We start from the raw sequence: 20,014 nt of genomic DNA on the forward strand, positions 1-20,014 counted from the left end.
CGGGGACTCAGAGGATCGCCCCCGGCCGGTAGGCGGCCGCCTCCGGGTGCAGGGCGGCGACCTCCTCGACGCGGGAGACGACCTCCGCCGCCTGTGCTGCCGCCGCGCCCGTGAAGGAGAGCCGGTCGGCCATCAGCTCGTCCAGCGCGGCGCGGTCCAGCGGGATGCGGGTGTCGCCGGCCAGCCGCTCCAGCAACTGGTTGTGCTCGGCGCCCTCGCGCAGGGCCAGTGCCGACGCCACCGCGTGCTCCTTGATGGCCTCGTGCGCCAGCTCGCGGCCCACCCCGGCGCGCACAGCCGCCATCAGTACCTTCGTGGTCGCCAGGAAGGGCAGGTAGCGGTCCAGTTCCCGGGCGATCACGGCCGGGAAGGCACCGAACTCCTCCAGCACCGTCAAGAACGTCTCGATCATGCCGTCGAAGGCGAAGAACGCGTCCGGCAGCGCCACGCGCCGCACCACGGAGCAGGAGACGTCACCCTCGTTCCACTGGTCACCCGCCAGCTCGCCCGCCATCGAGGCGTAGCCGCGCAGGATCACCATGAGGCCGTTCACGCGCTCGCACGAGCGGGTGTTCATCTTGTGCGGCATCGCGGAGGACCCGACCTGGCCCTCCTTGAAGCCCTCGGTCACCAGCTCCTGTCCGGCCATCAGGCGGATCGTCTTGGCCAGCGAGGAGGGTGCACCGGCGAGCTGCACCAGGGTGCCGACCACCTCGTGGTCCAGGGAGCGCGGGTAGACCTGCCCGACGGAGGTGAGCACCCGCCCGAAGCCCAGGTGCTCGGCGACCCGGCGCTCCAGGTCCGCGAGCTTGCCCGCGTCACCGTCCAGCAGGTCCAGCATGTCCTGCGCGGTACCGACCGGCCCCTTGATGCCGCGCAGCGGGTAGCGCCGCAGCAGCTCCTCCAGCCGTTCGAAGGCGACCAGCAGTTCGTCGGCGCCGGTTGCGAACCGCTTGCCCAGGGTGGTGGCCTGCGCGGCGACGTTGTGCGAGCGGCCCGCCATCACCAGCGCCGCGTGCTCGCCCGCCAGCACGCCCAGCCGGTGCAGCGCCGCCACCGTGCGGTCGCGGACCAGTTCCAGGGAGAGTCTGATCTGGAGCTGCTCGACGTTCTCCGTCAGGTCGCGGGAGGTCATGCCCTTGTGGACGTGCTCGTGCCCGGCGAGCGCGTTGAACTCCTCGATGCGGGCCTTCACATCGTGCCGGGTGACCTTCTCGCGCTCCGCGATGGAGGCCAGGTCCACGGTCTCCAGCACCCGCTCGTAGTCGCCCAGCGCCTCCTCGGGCACGGCGACGCCCAGGTCCCGCTGGGCCTTGAGCACGGCGAGCCAGAGCCGCCGCTCCAGCACGATCTTCGACTCGGGGGACCAGATGCGGACCAGCTCGGGGGAGGCGTAGCGGGCTGCCAGGACGTTCGGGATGCGCGGCTTGTCACTCACGCCGCCCGAGTCTACGGGGCCGCTCTACCGGGCGTCGCCGCAGGCCAGCGGGGTGAGCTCGGGACGCTTGGGCGCGCGTCCGTCGCCGGAGGAGCGGCCGGTCAGCCGCCGCCCTATCCACGGGAGCAGATGGACGCGGGTGAACCGGGCGTCGGCGGCGCGGCGGGCGAACCAGGAGGGCGGGGCGGCGGGCGGCAGCGGGGCGTCCCAGTCGGCCTCCGCGGGCAGCCCGAGCCGCTGCCAGACGGCCTCGGCCACCCGGCGGTGTCCCTCGGCCGACAGGTGCAGCCGGTCGTCGGCCCACATCCGGGGGTCGCCCAGCGCCTGCGAGCCGAACAGGTCGACGACCACCGCGTCGTACCGCGCGGCCAGGGTGTCGATGAAGGCGAACAGCTCCTCCATCCGGGCCCGGTACCGCTCCAGCACCGGACCGCGCCGACCGGGGCTGCGCATCAGCACCAGCGTGCCGCAGGACGGGGCGAGCGCGGCCACCGCCTTCTCCAGCAGCGCGCACACCCGTGCGGTGTCGCAACCGGGCCGCAGGACGTCGTTGAGGCCGCCCACCAGCGTCACCAGGTCGGCCTGCATCGCGGCGGCCGGGGCGACCTGGTCGGCGGCGATCTGCCCGATGAGCTTGCCGCGCACCGCGAGGTTCGCGTACCGGAAGTCCGGCTCCAGCGCGGCGAGCCGGGCCGCCAGCAGATCGGCCCAGCCGCGGTAGCCGCCGCCCGGCAGCAGGTCCGACATGCCCTCGGTGAAGGAGTCACCCAGCGCGACGAACGAGCGGAACGCGGCGGGAGGTTGCGGGGTACGGGCGGGCGGGGTGGCGGCTGTGCTGGTCACGGTCGTCCATCGTAGCCCGTTGCCCCGAGCAACGATTTCTCGCCCTCGGGGCAACGGGCCGCCGCCGGGGCCCGCCTCGGCGGTGGGCCCCGGTGGACGGCGGAGCTAGGGCCGGCCGACCAGTTCCCGCAGCACGTCCTCCATGGTGACCACGCCGGTGGCGCGCCCGTCGGGGCCCGTCACCGCCGCCAGGTGGGTGCCGCTGGAACGCATGGCGCCCAGCACGTCGTCCAACGGCAGCGAGGCCCTCACCCGTGCGATGGGCCGCATCGCCGAGAGCGCGAAGGGAGCCTCCCGCGGCGAGGCGTCCAGCGCGTCCTTGACGTGCAGATAGCCCAGCACCCGCCCGTCGTCGTCCACCACGGGGAAGCGCGAGAACCCGGACTCGGCCGACAGCCGCTCCAGGCTCTCTGGCGTCACCCCGCGCCTGGCGATCACCACCTTGGGCAGCGGCTGCGCCACGTCACCCACCGGCCGCCTGCCCAGCTCCAGCGCGTCCCGCAGCCGTTCGGTGGACCGGTCGTCCAGCAGCCCGGCCTCGCTGGAGTCGGCCACCATCTGCGCCAGGTCGTCGTCCGAGAACGCCGCCTCGACCTCGCTCCTGGGCTCCACCCGGATCAGCTTGAGCAGCCCGTTCGCGAACGAGTTCACCGTGAAGATCACCGGCCGCAGTGCCCGCGAGAGCGCCACCAGCGGCGGCCCCAGCAGCAGCGCGGCCCGCTCGGGTCCGGCCAGCGCGATGTTCTTCGGCACCATCTCGCCCAGCAGCATGTGCAGGTAGGTCGCCAGCGACAGGGCGATCGCGAACGAGACGCCGTGCGCCACCCCGTCCGGGACCCCTGCCGCGTGGAAGACCGGCTCCAGCAGATGGGCGATCGCGGGCTCGGCGACGACACCGAGCACCAGCGTGCACAGCGTGATGCCGAGCTGGGCCGCGGCCAGCATCTGCGCCACGTGCTCCAGGCCCCACAGCACCTTGCGTGCCTTCTTGTCCCCGTCCTCGGCCAGCGGCTCGATCTGGGCGCGCCGTACCGAGATCATCGCGAACTCGGCGCCGACGAAGAACGCGTTGACCACCAGGGTCAGCAGTCCGACGAAGAGCTGGACGGCGGTCATCGCCATGCCTCCGTCCGCGTCTCGTCCTCGTCGACCACGGCGTCACCCGGCTTCGGCCCGTACAGCCTCACCTGGGCGGCGCGCCTGCCGGAGGCGTCCGTCACCTCGATCCGCCAGCCGGCGACCGTGGCCGTGTCACCGACGGCCGGGATGCGGCCGAGCTCGGTCGCCATCAGGCCGGCCAGCGTCTCGAAGGGGCCCTCCGGGGCGCGCAGCCCGATGGCTTCGAGCTGGTCGGTGCGGGCCGCGCCGTCCGCGTCGTAGACCGGCCGGCCGTCCGCATCCTCGCCCGCGGGGGCCAGGTCGGGCGTCTCCAGCGGGTCGTGCTCGTCGCGGACCTCGCCGACGACCTCCTCGATGATGTCCTCCAGGGTGACGACACCCGCGGTGCCGCCGTACTCGTCGATGACCACCGCGATGGAGCGGTCCCCGCCCGAGAGCTGGTCCAGCAGCCGGTCGACCGTCAGCGACTCGGGCACCAGCAGCGCCTCGCGCATCAGGTCCGTCACCGGGCGCAGCCGCCGCTCCTGGGCGGGCACGGCCAGCACGTCCTTGATCCGTACGATGCCGACGACGGTGTCCAGATTGCCCCGGTAGACGGGGAAGCGGGACAGCCCGGTGGCGCGGGTCGCGTTGGCGACGTCCTCCGCCGTGGCCGACACCTCCAACGAGGTGACCTGCACCCGGGGCGTCATGACGTTCTCCGCGGTCAGCTCGGCCAGGTGCAGGGTCCGCACGAACAGGTCGGCCGTGTCCTCCTCCAGCGCGCCCTCCTTCGCGGAGTGCCGCGCGAGGGCCACCAGCTCCTGCGGGGAGCGGGCCGAGGCCAGCTCCTCGGTGGGTTCCAGGCCCATCCGCACCAGGATGCGGTTGGCGGTGTTGTTCAGATGGCGGATCAGTGGGCGGAACGCCGCCGAGAAGACCCGCTGGGGCGTGGCCACCTTCTTCGCGACCGGCAGCGGCTTGGAGATCGCCCAGTTCTTGGGCACCAGCTCACCGATCACCATCAGCACGACGGTGGAGAGCGCGGTACCGATGACCAGGGCGAGTGACGAGGAGGCGGAGGACGGTACGCCCATCGACCGCAGCGGCCCGGCGATCAGCGCCGCGATGGACGGCTCGGAGAGCATGCCGACCACCAGGTTGGTGACGGTGATGCCGAGCTGCGCGCCCGAGAGCTGGAAGGTGAGGGACCGCACCGCGGCCAGGGCACTCCGGGCGCCGCGCTCACCGCGCTGCTCCGCCCGCTCCAGCTCGCTGCGCTCGACCGTCGTGAGGGAGAACTCCGCCGCGACGAAACCACCACAGGCCAGCGCCAGCAGCAGCGCCACGAGCAGCAGAAGGACTTCCATCAACGCTCCTTCACCTCCTTCCCATGGTGGGGCAGGAGGCGCGGGCCTGCGCGGTGTCCCGCGGGGTGCCGCCCGGAGGAAGCAGCGGAAGCGAGGCGGATGCAACTAGGAGGGTCGCCCATGGACGGACGCTCACACCTTTCGTTCGTTTTCCGTTGTGAGAACCACGCCGGGCCTCAGACGTGCGGGCCCGGCGGTGCTGTCCATCGTAAACGGGCAGGGTGGCCCCCGGGTTCCCCGCGCTGACCGGGGGTTTCCCCCTCGGCAGTCAGGCGGTGAGGGTTTTCACCCAGCGGCTCCACCAGGGTTGCGGTGCGTAACCGGCGGCTTCACACGCCTGGTGCGCCCGCTCGTTCCCGTCCAGCACTCTCGCGTCCCCGCGCGCCGCCCGCCCAGCGCGACGAACCGTTCCTCGGCGGCCGTCAGCAGCGACCGCGCCACGCCCTGCCGCCGGTGGGAGGGGTGGACGGCCAGCCGGTAGAGGGAGCAACGCCACCCTTCCCCAGCCTCCGGCCGGGAGGTACCCCCACAGCCCGCGATCACCGTAGCGACGAGTGCGCCGTCCCGCTCCGCCAGCAGCAGGCCCGCCGGGGCGCGGGCGATCAGCCTCGCGATCCCCTCCCGGTCGTCGCTGACGCCGGTGCCCTCGGCGGCCTGCCGCCAGTAGGCCAGCACCTGGTCGATGTCCTCCGCGCCCGCGGATCGGATGATCAGTTCACTCATGCGGCGCACACCTCCACGATGGACGACCGACCGCCATCGCGTTTTTCCTGGTGAGACGGGCCGCGAGGTGCTCAGTTGCCGTGCAACTCCTCGATCACCGGGGCGAACGCGTCCATGTGCGGGTCCAGCACGGTGAAGTACGACAACCCGAACCGCTCCCGGTGCGCGCGGAGCTGTTCGGCCATCTCCTTGGCGGAGCCCACCAGGAGCGCCGGGTGGGACAGCAGCTCCTCGTCGCTCATCCGCGGGCCGTAGGGGCGCAGACGCTCCAGCGCCGTACGGCGGTCGCCGGTCCCCGCCAGGTGCTGGACGAGGTAGTTCAGCTCGGGCGGCTCGGCCCGGCCCTGGGCGAAGCCGTGCAGCGCCGCGATCCGGCCCTCCAGCTCGCCCGGCGGGATCAGTTCGATCGTGCCCTCCGGCTTGCCGCGCACCTGCCGGCCCCCGGTGAAGGCCGCCACGGCCGCGGTGCGGGCCGCCAGCCGCAGCACCCGGTCGCCGTTGCCCCCGATCAGCAGCGGTACCTGCTCCTGCTGGGGGCGCGGTGTCTGCTCCGGGTCCGCGAGCAACCGCGTCACCTCCGTGACCGTGTGCTCCAGGTGGTCCACCCGGCCGCCGGGCGAGGCGAACGGCAGCCCGGCCGCGTCGTGCTCCGCCTTCACGTAACCGGCACCCAGACCCAGCTCGAACCGCCCGTTCGAGAGTTGGTCGAGGGTGGCCACCTCGCGGGCCAGCAGCGCGGGGTTCCAGAATCCGGCGTTCAGCACGAAGGTGCCCAGCCGTGGCCGCTCGGTCACCTGTGCGGCCGCCACCAGGGCGGGGAACGGCGCGCACCAGCCCAGGTGGTCGGGGACGTGGAGGATGTCGTACCCCTGCTCCTCGGCGCGGCGGCAGCGCTGCCGGAACTCCTCGCCCGAGCTGAATTCCAGGATGTTGACGCCGAAGCGGAACGGACGCGCCGAACCCTGCGGGGAAGTGGGCACCTGGCCTCCATGGACGGCCGCCCGTCGAGGCGGTGAGCGAACGGGATCCTGCGCTGTGCCGATCCTAGAGACGGAAGGGCGCAGGCCGACAGACCCGCGCGGCCCCTCCGTCACCCGCCCCGGCCCGGTCTCCCCGGGACCCGGCGACGGTTGCCCTCACGGTCGCCGTGCGGAGCCCAGCACATGGAACGAGGACGGCAGTGCGGGTCCGCGCTCCGGGACCCGCAGCCGCCTGGTGCGCAGGGACACGAAGCCGGCCTCCTCGATCGCCGCCAGCGGGTCCCGCGCGGTGTGGCAGCCGCCGAACAGGCGCGGCCACACCGTGCGGTCCAGCGCCCGCTGCACCGACGCCAGCACCGGCCGCCCCTCGGCCGCACCGTGTTCGTAGAACCGCAGCTCGCCTCCGGGCCGCAGCACCCGTCGGATCTCCGCCAGCGCCTGCCCGACGTCGGCCAGCGAGCACAGCACGAGCGAGACCACCGCGGCGTCGAAGGACGCGTTCTCGGCCGGGAGCGCCTCACCTGTGCCGGGGAGGACGTCGACCGGCACTGGAGCATCGAGACCTGCTGCGGCCGCCAACCGCCGCATGTGGCGCTCCGGTTCGACGGCCGTCACCTGGCGCACGGTGGCGGGGTACCGCGCGAAGTTGCGTCCGTTGCCCGCCCCGACCTCCAGGACGTGTCCCGTCAACCCCCGCAGCAGAGCCTCACGGTGTGCTGCCGCGCCCCGCTCGTCCGAGAGGGCGCTGAGCCGCGCGTAGAACCGTGTGAACAGCGGGTGCCGTACAGCGTCACGGGCCGGGGCGAGCGGCATGGTGCGGGTCTCCCTTTCGAATGCTGCGGCACAGGCCGCAGCGGTCCGGGCGTGGGACGGTCACCCTGCCCGGCTCCGCGGCTCCTGACACCTACGGCTGGTGAGGGGCGGTGCCGCCCAGGGAGGGCGCGAGCCACCCGGGCGCCTCGGCCCTGAACCGGTCCGGCGCCAGACCGCCCGCCCCCTGCGGGACCGCGCCCAGCAGCGGGAGCCCCGTATAGCGGGGGAGGTCGGCCACGTTGCAGCGCTCCGCAGTTCCGGGCTGCGCGGGCACCGCACCGATCACCGTGCCGGCCGCCTCCACCCGCCGGGCCCGCAGCGCCTCGGCGGTCAGCGCGGCCGTGTTCAGCGTGCCCAGCCCCGCCTGGACGACGACGAGCACGGGCGCCGCCAGCAGCCTGGCCGCGTCCGCCAGGGTCGAGCCCTGGGCGTCGAACCGCACCAGCAGCCCGCCCGCGCCCTCCACCAGCACCAGGTCGTGCGAGGCGGCCAGTTTCTCCGCGGCCTCGGCGACCTCGCCCGCCGACAGGTAGGCCGTGCCCGCGCGCCGGGCGGCCGTCTCGGGTGCCAAGGGCTCCGGATACCGGACCAGTTCGACGCCGGTCACCCGGTCCTCGCCCACCAGGCGTCGCACCTCGGCCACGTCGCCGGGCTCGCCCGGTGCCACACCCGTCTGTGCGGGCTTCAGCACGGCGACCGACCGTCCCGCGCGCAGTGCGCAGACCGCCACCGCGGCCGTGGTGACCGTTTTGCCGATGTCCGTTCCCGTTCCGGACACGCACAGCACACCGCGCGCTGCTCCGCCCGCCGGGTCGGCGCTTCCGTTGCCCACGGGGTGGACGATCTCGTTCACGGTGCCGTTCACCCTTCCCGCGCCGCCGCGCACATCGCGGCGGCGATCCGTGCCACGTCCTCGTCCGTGGCCACGTACGGCGGCATCGCGTACACCGTGTCGCGGAACGGCCGCAGCCACACGCCGGCCTGTACGGCCGCACGGGTGGCGGCCGTCAGATCCACCTCGTGGTCGAGCCGGACGACCCCGATGGCGCCCAGCACGCTCACCTCCCGCACGCCCGGCAGCCCGGCCGCTTCGGCGAGCCCGGCGCGCAGGCCGTCGCCGACCCGCCGCACCCGCGTCCGCCAGTCCTGCGACAGCAGCAGATCGACGGAGGCGACGGCGACGGCGGATGCCAGCGGGTTGCCCATGAACGTCGGTCCGTGTGCCAGCACCGGAACCGGGCCGTGCGCGATCCCCTCCGCCACGCGCGGGGTGCACAGTGTCGCTGCCATGGACAGACAGCCGCCGGTCAGCGCCTTGCCGAGGCACATCACATCCGGCGCCACCCCGGCGTGCTCGGCGGCGAAGAGCGCGCCGGTACGGCCGAAGCCGGTGGCGATCTCGTCGAGTACGAGCAGCACGCCGTGCGCGTCGCACGCCTCGCGCAGCGCCCGCACGTACGCGGGGGAGTGGAACCGCATGCCGCCCGCGCCCTGCACCACCGGCTCGACGACGACGGCGGCCAACTCGTGGGCGTGGCGCCCCACCAGCTCGTGCAGCCCGGCGAGGTACTCCTGGTCCGGCTCGGCGTCGAAGCCGGACGGCGGCGCTGCGGCGAACACCTGCACGGGCAGCGCCCCCGACCACAGGTGGTGCATCCCGCCGTCCGGGTCGCACACCGACATCGGATGCCAGGTGTCGCCGTGGTAGCCGCCCCGCCAGGTCAGCAGGCGCCGCTTCTCGGGCCTGCCCAGGGAACGCCAGTACTGCAGGCACATCTTGACCGCGACCTCGACCGCCACGGAACCGGAGTCGGACAGGAAGACATGGTCGAGGTCGCCGGGCGTGATGCGGGCCAGCCGTTCGGCGAGCAGTACCGCGGGCTCGTGCGTGAGCCCGCCGAACATCACGTGGCTCACCTTCTCCAGCTGGCCGCGGGCGGCCTCGTTGAGCACCGGGTGGTTGTAGCCGTGGACGGCCGACCACCACGAGGACATCCCGTCCACCAGCTCGCGCTGCCCCTGCGCCGGTTCGGCCAGGCGCAGCCGTACCCCCGAGGCCGACTCCACGACCAGCGGCTCGGTGGCCGGCGGCATGGGCGCGTACGGGTGCCACACGTGCCGCCTGTCGAGCGCCAGCAGGTCGCCGGTGGTCAGGGCGGAGCGGCGCGCCCCGGGCGCGGACTGCTCCCGGGCCGTGGGTGAGGTCACGCATGTGCGCTCAGGCATTGGGCGGCAGCTCCGTCCCCGCGCCCCGCATCCGTACGGCCACGCGCGGGTGCGGACGACCTGAGCCGTCCGCCGGTCCACGTGCGGCTGCCCGGTTCTCCGTCGGCTGCCCGCCCGTGGCCTCCGGCTGCCGGCCGGTCGGCGCGGTCCCGTTCCGCCGGTGGCCGGGCAGGGTGCTGGTCTGCTTGTCCTCCACCACGAAACCGGCGTCCTCGATCATGTCGAGGTCGGCCTTCCCCGCCTGCCCCTCACTGGTGAGGTAGTCGCCCAGGAAGAGGGAGTTGGCCAGGTGGAGCGCCAGCGGCTGCAGCGAGCGCAGGTGCACCTCGCGGCCGGCCGCGAGCCGCACCTCCACGTCCGGGCAGACGAACCGCACCATGGCCAGGATGCGCAGCGCCCGCTGCGGCGTCATGTTCCACTCGTCGGCCAGCGGCGTGCCCTCGAAGGGGAGGAGGAAGTTGACGGGCACCGAGTCCGCGTCCAGTTCGCGCAGGGTGAGGACGACGTCCACCAGGTCCTCGTCCGTCTCGCCCATGCCTGCGATCAGGCCGGAGCACGGTGAGAGCCCGGCGCCCCGGGCCTGCTCGACGGTCGTCACCCGGTCCTGGTAGGTGTGCGTGGTGCAGATGTCGGCGTAGGTGGCCTGCGAGGTGTTGAGGTTGTGGTTGTAGGCGTCCGCGCCCGCCTTCCGCAACTGCTCGGCCTGACCGTCGGCGAGCAGCCCCAGGCAGGCGCACACCTCCACCCCCGCATTGCGCTCCTTGATGGCCTCGATCGTCCTCGAGACCCGGGAGACGTCCCGGTCCGTGGGCCCGCGCCCGCTCGCGACCACGCAGACCCGCTTGGCCCCTCCGGCCACGCCCGCCGCCGCGGCCTCGGCCGCCTCCTCGGGCCCCAGCCAGGTGTACTTGAGGATGCCGGCCCGGGAGCCGAGCCGCTGGGAACAGTACGAGCAGTCCTCGGGGCACAGCCCGGACTTCAGGTTCACCAGGTAGTTGAGCTTCACCCGCCGCCCGAACCACGCGCGGCGCACCTTGCCTGCGGCCGCCACCACGTCGAGCAGTTCGTCATCGCTCGTCCTCAGCACCGCCAGTGCCTCGTCCCGTGTGGGCGTCCGGCCCTCCAGGCCCTTGTCCACCAGTGAGTTCAGCAGGTCGTCCATGCGGACGATCCTCGCCGAAGGTGCCGGGCCGGGTAATGGAGGAAGCCCACAAGACCATCTGACCGAGGTGTGGATGTTGCCGCACCTGGAGGTCTGGGAGGAGAGGTTACGTTCTCTCGCTTTCTTACGCGCGAATGACGGCTTATGTCCAGGTCATGGCGTATATGAAGTCACGGGGGTGCCCTGTTTTTACTACGAAGAGTGATTAGCATGCGACTTGGAGGTGTCTGCGGCGGCGGGGAAGCCGCGCGGCAGGGCGGGGCCGTCGGCGAAGCGCGCTGCACCGCGTTTGTGCGAGGTGTCCAACCGGGCGGTATCGAGCGAGCGCCGCGCGGCCCGGCCGCCTCCTCCGCAGACCCACTGGCTCCTCCGCAGGCCCACTGGTCTTCACGTGCTCGGGACGGCCGCGAGGCGGAGGCAGGGCGACACGAGCCTGTGCGGAATCCAGAAATCCAGAAATCCCGGAATCCTGCCCCTCGGTATCGACGCCGGTTCGCGGATATCCGCACCCCGGAACCGAACTGCATGACGCGAACCCGCCCCGCATGCGAACGCCGAACCGAAGAAGAAATGGATGTTTTCGGGGCCGCGAAGAGTCGCCCTCCGTCACGTCGTCATCGCACTTCGTCTACATCTTCAGCTCGTAACCTTCACGCTTTTGACCGCTTTCCGCGGCGCCGGTTACGTTCCGGTGCGACCGGTGTAGATGACCTCGATGAACAATGGAGCAGCTCCGTGTCACCTACCGACGCGTCGGCGTCATACGCAATGAGCAGTGGCGGCGTGCAGGCGCAGGCCGTGTCCGCCCCCGACTGGTTGCGTGACAACGTGGACACCCTCGTAGGGGTGCCGCTGCGCATCCTGCTCATCGTCATCGGAGTCGCCGTCCTTCGTGCGTTGGCGAAGAAGGCCGTCACCCGCGTCGTCAGGCGCGTCCTGGACCAGAGCGACGGAGACGGCGAGCCGCGCCGCACCAGCCGCGGACCGGCAGTACTGCATCGGGACCGTGCCCGCGCGAACGAACGACGGGAGCAGCGAGCCAGGACGATCGGGTCGGTGCTCAGCAGCATCGCCTCGGTCGTCATCGGGCTGATGGGTGTCGCGATGGTCCTCGACCAGCTCGGGATCGCCCTGGGCCCGCTGCTCGCCAGCGCCGGTGTCGTCGGGCTGGCGATCGGCTTCGGGGCCCAGAGCCTCGTGAGGGACTACCTGTCCGGCATGCTGATCATGCTGGAGGACCAGTACGGCGTCGGAGACTCCGTGGACCTGGGCGAAGCGGTCGGCGAAGTCGAGCATGTCGGGCTGCGGTTGACTCAGATCCGCGACCTCAACGGATCCCTGTGGCACATCCGCAACGGGGAGATTGCTCGGGTGCGGAACGACGGCCAGGACTGGTCCCGAGCAGTTCTGGATGTCTCCGTCGCCTACGAGGCCAACCTGGACACGGTCTACAGCGTGCTGGAGAGGACCGGCCGGGAACTGCGCGAGGACCCCGAGTTCGCCGGCGTCCTCCTTGAGGACCTGTCGGTGTGGGGCATCCAGTCGTTGGAGACCAGCGGGGTCGTCGTCCGCATTGCCGTCAAGACGGTCCCGCTGAAGCAGTGGGGCGTCACCCGGGAGCTGCGTCGGCGCGTCAAGGACGCGCTGGACACCGCAGGTGTACCCGCCAACGGCACGCCTGTCCCGACTTCCTGAGTTCCGCTAGGGCCCGCCCCGATGGTCTGTCGGGGGCGGGCCTCATGGCACACGTGAAGACGGTTCGCGGCGACGCCGGGAAAGTTTGCGCGAATCAACGGTATCGACGCCGGACTCGTCACAGCGATGCATTCCGTATTCATCGCAGCCTCTCCTCGTAGGGTGCCCGCCGGAAAGCGAGCATCGAGCATCCTGTTCCTGGGGCCTCATGGTGGCGGGGTGGCGGGTGCGACAAACGGGTACGGCGAAACTGCCCTGCGTCACCGGGGGTTCCGTTGCCCAGGGTCAGGGGTCGGTTTGTCCGGAGGGCAAGGCGCTCGTAGGCTCGTGCACCGTCGCCGGTCGAAGTCGCATGCCATCGGCTGCCTGCACATGCCCGGTAGCGCGACAAAGAGAGCCCATGTCCACGCAGCCGTCCCAGGCCCCGTCCGCGGACATCCCCGAGCCGCCCGCCGGGACGCGCCGCGTGCGGCGAACCGCGTGGTGAGCCGGGGGAGCCGGAAGGCGTCGCCCGACCCCTTCACGTGGACGGCCGACGCGCTGACGGCGCGCCGTGCCGCCGGTCTGCTGCGCACCCTGACGCCGCGTCCCGCCGACTCCCCACTGCTGGATCCGGCGGGCAACGACTACCTGGGCCTCCCGGCATCCCGCCGTCACCTCCGCGGCAGCCGCCGCGGCCAGGCGCTGGGGAGCCGGTACGGGGGCTTACGGCTGGTGACCGGCTCCACCGAACTCCACGCCGCACTGGAGGCGGAGCTGGCCGACTTCCGCGGCTTCGAGGCGGCGCTCGTCCTCTCGTCCGGGTACGCCGCGAACCTCGCCGCCGTCACCGCGCTCACCGGCCGCACCGCCGGCCCGGGGCTCCTCGTCTCCGACGCCCGCAACCACGCCTCGCTGATCGACGGCTGCCGTCTCTCCCGCGCCCGCACCGCCGTGGCCCGGCACGCGGACCCGGACGCCGTGGCCGAGGCCCTCACCGGTCGCCCGCCGGGTGCGCCCGCGCTCGTGGTCACCGACGCGGTCTTCTGCGTCGACGGGAACGCGGCACCGCTGCCCGAACTCGCTGCCGTGTGCGCCGAGGCGGGAGCCGGGCTGCTGGTCGACGACGCACACGCCTCGGCGTGCTGGGCGAGGGGAGGGGCGCGCCGTACGCCGCCGGGCTTGCCGGTGGACCCGGTACGGTCGCCACCGTCGCCCTCTCCAAGTCCCTGGGCAGCCAGGGCGGCGCCGTCCTCGGCCCCGCCCACGTCATCGCCCACCTGGTCAACACGGCCCGGACGTTCATCTTCGACACCGGGCCGGCTCCGGCGGCCGTCGGGGGAGCCCTCGGTGCGCTGCGCCTGCTGCGCCGCGAGCCCGAGCGGGCCGCACGCGCGCGTGCGGTCGCCGTCGGCCTGCACGCACGGCTCACCGGCGCGAGACTGGACGCCGTCCGACGCCGCCGTCGTCTCCGTCCGCGCCCCCTCCCCGCAGTCCGCGGTGGACTGGGCGGCCGAGCTGCGCGGTGCGGGGGTCCACGTCGGCTGCTTCCGCCCGCCGTCCACCCCCGACGGCGTCTCGCGGCTGCGGCTGACCGTGCGGGCCGACCTGGACGGTCCCGCTGTCGCTCGGGCGGTGGACGCCGTGCTCGCCACAGCACCCGCCGCCCGCCACCGCGCCTGACACCGGCACGGGGCGGCAGCACCTCAGCGGCGAAGGAGCGGCGACGCAGCAGCGACGGGGCGGCGGAGTGCGGTGCGGGTCGCCGCCGCGTCCCACCTCCGTGCCGTCGCCGCGCTACGACGGTGCGGCGGGCAAGAGCGGGCGCAGACCCGAGAGTTCACCGCATCGAGGGATCGTGGACGCGGCAACCAGGGGGTTCGGCGACGCGGTGGGCCGCAGGATGGCACGCTGTCGCTCGCGGCGGTCGTTCCGGGCCGTCTCGCCGCCCGTAACGAGCCGCCGCCACTCGACGGGGGAGTCGGCTCGGAGCCAACGGTCTTTGGGAAAGGGACGCCCTCGCCATGGCAGACAACCAGGACGCGACGCTCACGCTGCCGAGCGAGCCCGCCTCGGTCACCGCAGCCCGCAGGCATGTCACAGAAACCCTGCTCGCCTGGGGAATGGGGGAGCACGCCGACGTGCTGGAGTCGGTACGGCTCATCGTCTCCGAGCTCGCCACCAACGCCGTCCAGCACACCTTCGGGCGGTCCCCGACCTTCACCGTCGACCTGCGGCGGGAAGGGGCCGAGTGGCTGCGGCTGGGCGTCACCGACAGCCACCCCCGCATGCCGCGCCGGCTCCCCGCCGCCGTCCAGCAGGACAACGGGCGGGGGCTCGTCATCATCCGCACCCTGACTGCCGAGTCCGGAGGCCGCATGACCGTCGCCCCCGCCCAGGGCGGCGGCAAGACCGTCTGGGTAGAGCTGCCGTGGCTGCCCCTACCCGCCGGGTGACCCCGCCCTCCGCCGGATGACCCGCCGCGCCGGGCGGACCGGCGTGCGGCGGGCCTCCTTCAAGGTGCGCGGCAGTCCAGGCGCGTCCGCCGTCCGGTGTCCGCCCGCTTTCCGCCCGGGTCAGGCCGACCACCGCGCTCAGCAGCACCGCCGTTCCCCACAGCATCGGACCGGTCAGCCGTTCACCGAGGAGCAGCACGGCGAGTACGGCCGCGCTGACCGGTTCGATCAGCATGACGACCGAGGCGGTGGCCGCGCGGACGACGGCCGCGCCCGCGAAGTACAGCGGGTACGCCAGCGCCGTCGGCACCGCCGCGATGTACAGCATCAGCAGCACCATCCGCAGCAGCGCGTCCGAGTGCGGCACCGCGCCCTCCGCGAGGGCGAACGGCGTCAGAACGAGGGCGCCCACGGCGAAGGACCAGGCGGTCAGGGTGAAGGGGCTCTCTCCACCGCCCGCGCTGCCCATCCAGCGGGCCAGCACCACCGAGCCGGTGAAGGCGGCCGCCGCCAGCAGCGCGAGGGCCACTCCGGCACCGTCCGCCCCCGCCTCCCGGCCGCCGAGCACCAGGACGGCGAGCCCGGCCACCGCGGCGGCCACCGCCGATGCGCCGCCGCGGCCGAGCCGTTCGCGCAGCAGCAGCCGGGCGCTCAGCGCGACGAACAGCGGGGCGGCTCCCAACGTCACGACGGTCGCGACGGCGACGCCGGTGGCGGGCACGGCGGCGAAGTAGGCCGTCTGGAAGACGGCCAGCAACAGCCCGGTCGTCACCCGCAGCGCCAGCCGCGACCAGGTCGGTGCGGGCCGGCGTCGCGGAAGGGGACCGGCCCCCTTCCGCGGCCGCCGCGCCCGCGCCACGGCGCGGCCTGCGAGCAGCAGCGTCAGCCCGGTCACGTAGCGCCAGAAGGACACCGCGAAGGGCCCCGTGTCGCCTGCCGCGTACAGAAGATCGACGGCCGCCCCGGTGGTGCCCCAACTGGCACCGGCGACGGCCAGGAAGCAGAGCCCCCGCCCCGCCGTGCGGCCGGCAGCGGCGGGCCGGGGAACACCGGAGGGGTGGGGCGAGCCGGGCTGGTGGGAAGCACCGAGGTGGTGCGGAGAGGAGCCGGTGGAGCCGGCCGGGGAGGCGCAGGATTCAGAGGATTCAGAAGTCGGCACGAAGGCGCTCCGCGTCAAGGAGATCGGATGGTGTCCCGTGCGCGGGCACCACCGGTCTCCGCGGCGGACGCTCGTCCGCTGCGGCAGTGCTGGGTGGCCGCCCGCCTTACGCGGCGGGCGGGGAGACGGTGCCGAAAGCCAGCTTCATGCTCGGCACTGTAACCGTGCTCGCTCCCGTGCACCACGGGCCGTCCACCCGGTGGACACCGTCATCGGCCGCCGTCCCGCCCCGGTGCGGGTGGCGGTCCGACCAGGGCTGCGCGCCGTTCCCCGTCGAGCACGCGCAGCGCCCTCTCCAGGGTTGCGGCGTGCAGCCCGCTCTCCCCGCGCTCGTGCATGAGTGTCAGGGCGTCACGGAGCAACGCCGCCTTGCTGACCAGCCCCTGTGCGGCGCGCAGAGCGCGGTAGGTGTCGTATCCGCGCGCCGGATTGATCCTTCCGACGAGGTCGAGCACCTCCAGGTAGGCGTCCACCACGTCGCACTCCGCGCGGGTCAGCGCCGGCAGCGGGGGCAGGTCCGGTGGCCACCCGCGGTCCCCCATCGCCCCCTCACCTCCGTACCGGGTGGAGGGGGCTGGTCTTGCGGCTGGTGGTGAGCCGGTCGATGAGCCCGTAGTCGACGGCCTCCTCGGCGGTGAAGATCTTGTCGCGTTCGAGGTCCGTGCTGATCTTGTTGCGGGGCTGCCCGGTGTGGCGTTCGTACAGCTCCTCCAGCAGTTCCCGGGTGCGCAGCATCTCCTGTGCCTGGATCTCCAGGTCGGCGATCTGCCCCTGGGCGGGCTCGTGCAGGGCCGGCTGGTGGATGAGGATGCGGGCCCCCGGCAGGGCGAGCCGCTTGCCGGGGGCACCGGCGGCCAGCAGGACGGAGGCGGCCGAGGCGGCCTGCCCCAGGCAGACGGTCTCGATGTCGCAGGTCACGAAGCGCATCGTGTCGTAGATCGCGGTCATCGCCGTGAAGGAGCCGCCCGGGGAGTTGATGTACAGCGAGATGTCCTGATCGGGCGCGGCGTGTTCGAGGTGGATGAACTGGGCCATCACGTCGTTGGCCGAGGTGTCGTCGATCTGCGTCCCGAGGAAGACGATCCGCTCCTCCATCAGCTTCGAGTACGGGTCCATCCTCCGCAGGCCGGCGCTGTTGCGCTCGGTGAACTCCGGCAGGACGTATCGGGCTGTCAACTGGTTCCGCATGGCGTCGCACTCCGCTGTCGTCGCGTGGGAAACGTACAGGTTGTACAGAACGTACGCCGAGCATCCCACCACGAACTGGCGCCGGCGTCCCGCCCTGCGGCGCGGATTCCGCTGAAGGCGAAGCAGGTCACGGCCCTCCTAGAAGAGTTGCAGCGACTGGAAACACGGCTCTGACCAGGCGTTTTGCGTGACCCTTAGAATGGGCGGCATGGCTTACGAGATTCCGGTGACGCAGGCGCGGGCCGAGCTGGCCGAGCTGATCAACCGGGTGGTGTACGGCAACGAGCGCGTCGTCGTGACCCGGCACGGAAAGCCGCTCGTGGGGCTCGTCCCGGCCGCGGATCTGGAGCGGCTTCAGGCCGCGGAGGCGCCGGAGCCGGAGGGGGAACCGGAGGAGATCATCAGCACCGTCTCCGGTTTCCGGGAGGTCGGCGGTGCCGCCGCGCGGGCCGAACCGCACCGGTTCGGCATCGCCGCCGAACACCCGGGCCCGGCCGCCGGTGACCGGCGGCCGGGCCAGGAGAGCTGAGTCCGCTCGCGGGCCGGGCCCGCGCGCGGACGGAGGATCACCAGTGGGGCGACCTCACGAGCCGAGCGCCCACACCGCGTGGGCGATGGCGTCGCTGTGCAGGTCGAGCGCCTTCTCGCCGACGTTCGAGGTGTCGTCGCAGGCGGAGTGGTAGCAGGCGTCGTACGGTTCGCCCGCCGCGCCGCCCCATTTGTCGGCCTGTGCCTGGGTCTTGGTCTCTCCGGCTCCGGTGGAGCTGCCACCGACGGGGATGCCGGCGTCCTTGAACGAGGCGTGGTCGCTGCGCCCGTCGGTCTCCTCGGAGACCTCGGTCTGCACGCCCTTGGCCGCGAACCAGTCGGTGAAGACGGACTCGACGGCGGGGTCGTCGTCGTAGACGAAGTGCCCGGCGTTGGGCGAGCCGATCATGTCGAAGTTCAGGTAGGCGGCGATGTCCCCGCGCTGGTCGGTGCCGAGGCTCTCGACGTACTGACTGGAGCCGACCATGCCCCTCTCCTCGGCGTCCCACCAGGCGAACCGCAGGTGCTTGGAGGGCTTGAGGTCCGCCTTGGCGACGGCGAGCGCGGTCTCCAGGACCCCGGCGGAGCCGGAGCCGTTGTCGTTGATACCGGGGCCCGCGGGGACCGAGTCGAGGTGGGCACCGGTCATGAGGGTCGAACCGGTGTCGCCGCCGGGCCAGTCGGCGACGAGGTTGTAGCCGGTCTCGCCGCCGTCGGTGAACTCCTGGACGGTGGTCTTGTAGCCCGCGGCGTCCAGCTTCTCCTTGAGATGGTCGAGGGAGGCCCGGTAACCAGGGTTGCCGTGCGCCCGGTTGCCGCCGTTGGCCTCGGCAATCGACTGGAGCTGCTGGAGATCCTCCTGGACGGCGGCGACGGGGATGTCCGGCGCCTCGGCGGCCGCGTGGCTGCCGTGCCCGGCAGCAGCGTGCCCCGGGTCGGCCTGCGCCCCCGTGCTGCCGAGGCAGGTGAGCGCGAGGGCCGCGCCGGTGACGGTCGCAAGGACGGCACGGCGGGGGTTCCCGCGAAGAGTGCCGGTCGTGCGTCTGCGTACGTGTCCGCGTGTCACTGCTGGGCTCCGATGCTGGTGTGGGGGTGAGGTGCGCCGAGGACGGCGGTGGTCGCCCGGAGCGGCGAGGAATGGACGCGGACATGAGGCTGAGGGTGGAGAGCCGGCCCCGTCAAGACCGCACAGCGGACGGGATGTTGTGCGTAGCGGCGTCCGACGCGGGGCGCCCGCGCTCGCCGCGCACCCCGGCGACGGTCACCGCGAGCAGGCCCAGCACCGCCCAGACGGTCAGCACCAGCACGGGGGTGTCCACGCCCCGCCCGTCGAAGAAGCCGACCCCGCGCAGCAACGTGCCCCCGGCGCCGGGAGGGAGCAACTGCCCCAGCGTTCCGACCGGTTCGGGCAGCAGCTCGGGGGCCGACGGCACCCCCGACCACGGGTTGCCCAGCAGTACCGCCAGCACGGCGCCCGCGGCGATGCCTTTGGGCCCCAGCAGGCTGCCCAGGCCCGCCACGGCAGCGCCGACCGCCAGCGCGGTCAGTCCGAGCGCGGCGGCCTGCGCCCACCAGCCGCCGGTCAGGACGCCGAGCCAGCTTCCGGCGACGGCGGCCGCCACGGCACCGACCAGACAGGCGGCACCCAGCAGCGCGAGCACGCCCCGTGTGCCGCGCAGCCGCAGCACGACGACCAGCGCCCCGGATGCCACTCCGGCGAGGGCCAGCGGCAGCGCGGCGGCGTTGAGTGCAGCGCCCCGTGGGTCGCCAGGCGGCGCAGGGACGACGTCCTCCGTGCGCACCTGCGTGCCCTCGGGGGCCATCCGGTGCGCGGTCCCGGTCAGAAGCTGGGCCACCACCGGCCCTGCCGCGCCGGCCGTCAGCATCTTCGGGCCGCCCGGGGTGACGACGAGGGCGCCGTAGACCTCGCGGTCGCGTATCGCCTCGCGGGCGGCGGCCTCGTCGGCGTACCGGTGCACCTCGAAGGCGCCCTGGTGGCTCTCCAACCGGGCTGCCGCCTTCTCGACGGCGGAGGCGGGCCCGGCGACCCCGAGCGGCAGGTCGTGAGGCGCGGTACGTGCCGCGGGCCAGGCGAAGGCCCACAGGGCGAACGCCGCGATCAGCGGTACGGCGATCAGCACCGCCAGCGGGCCGAGCGGCCTGCGCCTCGGCGGGGGCGGAGGCCGCGTGGGCGGGAGCTTCGGAGGCGGTCATGGCGTGGTCCCTTCGGCAAGAGAGGCGTGCGGCCACCGGTCCGGCGGTGGCGTGCGAAGCAAAGAGAAGGATCGTTCGTTTTTTCGTCGGCACACACCGCGCTGCTCCGGGGCACGGTAGTCAAGAATGAACGTTCGTTTTA

The 20,014-nt window shown here is 73.0% G+C and carries 16 protein-coding genes and 3 pseudogenes; 4 read left to right on the forward strand and 15 right to left on the reverse strand.

Translation table 11 applies throughout. From position 1 onward, the window contains the following. Positions 1-7 precede the first annotated feature (7 nt). From purB to bioB, 10 genes and pseudogenes are all read right to left on the reverse strand, one after another. Positions 8-1,438, reverse strand: coding sequence for an adenylosuccinate lyase (purB, locus tag H297_RS0123110; protein WP_027738991.1), 1,431 nt, complete (start codon positions 1,436-1,438; stop codon positions 8-10). 24 nt (positions 1,439-1,462) lie between these two features. Beyond that, on the reverse strand, positions 1,463-2,281 hold the full coding sequence (locus tag H297_RS0123115) for an SGNH/GDSL hydrolase family protein (protein WP_027738992.1): 819 nt from the start codon (positions 2,279-2,281) through the stop codon (positions 1,463-1,465). Between the two features lie 105 nt (positions 2,282-2,386). Beyond that, a complete protein-coding gene (locus H297_RS0123120; RefSeq protein WP_027738993.1) occupies positions 2,387-3,397 on the reverse strand; it encodes a hemolysin family protein in 1,011 nt (336 codons plus the stop codon). Beyond that, on the reverse strand, positions 3,394-4,752 hold the full coding sequence (locus H297_RS0123125; protein ID WP_027738994.1) for a hemolysin family protein: 1,359 nt from the start codon (positions 4,750-4,752) through the stop codon (positions 3,394-3,396). Before H297_RS0123125 ends, H297_RS0123120 begins: the two co-directional genes overlap by 4 nt. 265 nt (positions 4,753-5,017) lie before the next feature. Next, positions 5,018-5,472: pseudogene (locus tag H297_RS37960) on the reverse strand (GNAT family N-acetyltransferase). 71 nt (positions 5,473-5,543) lie between these two features. After that, complete coding sequence (locus tag H297_RS0123135; RefSeq protein WP_027738995.1) at positions 5,544-6,452, reverse strand: LLM class F420-dependent oxidoreductase; 909 nt, start codon at positions 6,450-6,452, stop codon at positions 5,544-5,546. A 156-nt stretch (positions 6,453-6,608) separates the two neighbouring features. Continuing rightward, positions 6,609-7,265, reverse strand: a complete 657-nt coding sequence (locus H297_RS0123140; RefSeq protein WP_027738996.1) for a class I SAM-dependent methyltransferase — start codon at positions 7,263-7,265, stop codon at positions 6,609-6,611. 91 nt (positions 7,266-7,356) lie between these two features. After that, a complete protein-coding gene (gene bioD, locus H297_RS0123145; protein ID WP_486589634.1) occupies positions 7,357-8,109 on the reverse strand; it encodes a dethiobiotin synthase in 753 nt (250 codons plus the stop codon). Between the two features lie 17 nt (positions 8,110-8,126). Continuing rightward, a complete protein-coding gene (locus H297_RS0123150; protein ID WP_078514480.1) occupies positions 8,127-9,491 on the reverse strand; it encodes an adenosylmethionine--8-amino-7-oxononanoate transaminase in 1,365 nt (454 codons plus the stop codon). Further along, positions 9,484-10,653, reverse strand: a complete 1,170-nt coding sequence (bioB, locus tag H297_RS0123155; protein WP_027738999.1) for a biotin synthase BioB — start codon at positions 10,651-10,653, stop codon at positions 9,484-9,486. Before bioB ends, H297_RS0123150 begins: the two co-directional genes overlap by 8 nt. A gap of 783 nt (positions 10,654-11,436) precedes the next feature. Between bioB and H297_RS37965 the strand changes: the two genes are divergently transcribed. The 3 genes and pseudogenes from H297_RS37965 (at position 11,437) to H297_RS0123170 (ending at position 14,783) form a co-directional block, all read left to right on the forward strand. Beyond that, positions 11,437-12,348 (forward strand): mechanosensitive ion channel family protein, encoded by a 912-nt coding sequence (locus H297_RS37965; protein ID WP_486589632.1) that lies wholly within the window; start codon positions 11,437-11,439, stop codon positions 12,346-12,348. A 372-nt stretch (positions 12,349-12,720) separates the two neighbouring features. Beyond that, positions 12,721-14,010: pseudogene (locus tag H297_RS37970) on the forward strand (8-amino-7-oxononanoate synthase). Positions 14,011-14,351: 341 nt separating this feature from the next. Beyond that, complete coding sequence (locus tag H297_RS0123170; RefSeq protein WP_027739000.1) at positions 14,352-14,783, forward strand: ATP-binding protein; 432 nt, start codon at positions 14,352-14,354, stop codon at positions 14,781-14,783. 97 nt (positions 14,784-14,880) lie between these two features. Here H297_RS0123170 and H297_RS37975 read toward each other — a convergent pair. The 3 genes and pseudogenes from H297_RS37975 to H297_RS0123185 form a co-directional block, all read right to left on the reverse strand. Then, positions 14,881-15,780, reverse strand: a pseudogene (locus H297_RS37975) (DMT family transporter); the annotation flags it as partial. A gap of 371 nt (positions 15,781-16,151) precedes the next feature. Then, positions 16,152-16,484: a hypothetical protein gene (locus tag H297_RS0123180; RefSeq protein WP_027739001.1), complete on the reverse strand. Its 333-nt coding sequence runs from the start codon at positions 16,482-16,484 to the stop codon at positions 16,152-16,154. Between the two features lie 7 nt (positions 16,485-16,491). Further along, positions 16,492-17,130, reverse strand: coding sequence for an ATP-dependent Clp protease proteolytic subunit (locus H297_RS0123185; RefSeq protein ID WP_027739002.1), 639 nt, complete (start codon positions 17,128-17,130; stop codon positions 16,492-16,494). A gap of 208 nt (positions 17,131-17,338) precedes the next feature. On the opposite strand from H297_RS0123185, the gene H297_RS0123190 reads away from it, so the two are divergent. Next, positions 17,339-17,659 (forward strand): type II toxin-antitoxin system Phd/YefM family antitoxin, encoded by a 321-nt coding sequence (locus H297_RS0123190; protein WP_027739003.1) that lies wholly within the window; start codon positions 17,339-17,341, stop codon positions 17,657-17,659. 54 nt (positions 17,660-17,713) lie between these two features. Here the strand turns inward: H297_RS0123190 and H297_RS37980 are convergent, their stop codons facing one another. After that, positions 17,714-18,724 carry a M28 family metallopeptidase gene (locus H297_RS37980; RefSeq protein WP_051352097.1) on the reverse strand — a complete coding sequence of 337 codons (1,011 nt, stop codon included), beginning with the start codon at positions 18,722-18,724 and terminating at the stop codon, positions 17,714-17,716. Positions 18,725-18,836: 112 nt separating this feature from the next. After that, positions 18,837-19,805: a hypothetical protein gene (locus H297_RS37985; RefSeq protein ID WP_037795188.1), complete on the reverse strand. Its 969-nt coding sequence runs from the start codon at positions 19,803-19,805 to the stop codon at positions 18,837-18,839. Between the last annotated feature and the right edge of the window lie 209 nt (positions 19,806-20,014).

Source organism: Streptomyces sp. CNT360 (assembly GCF_000424785.1).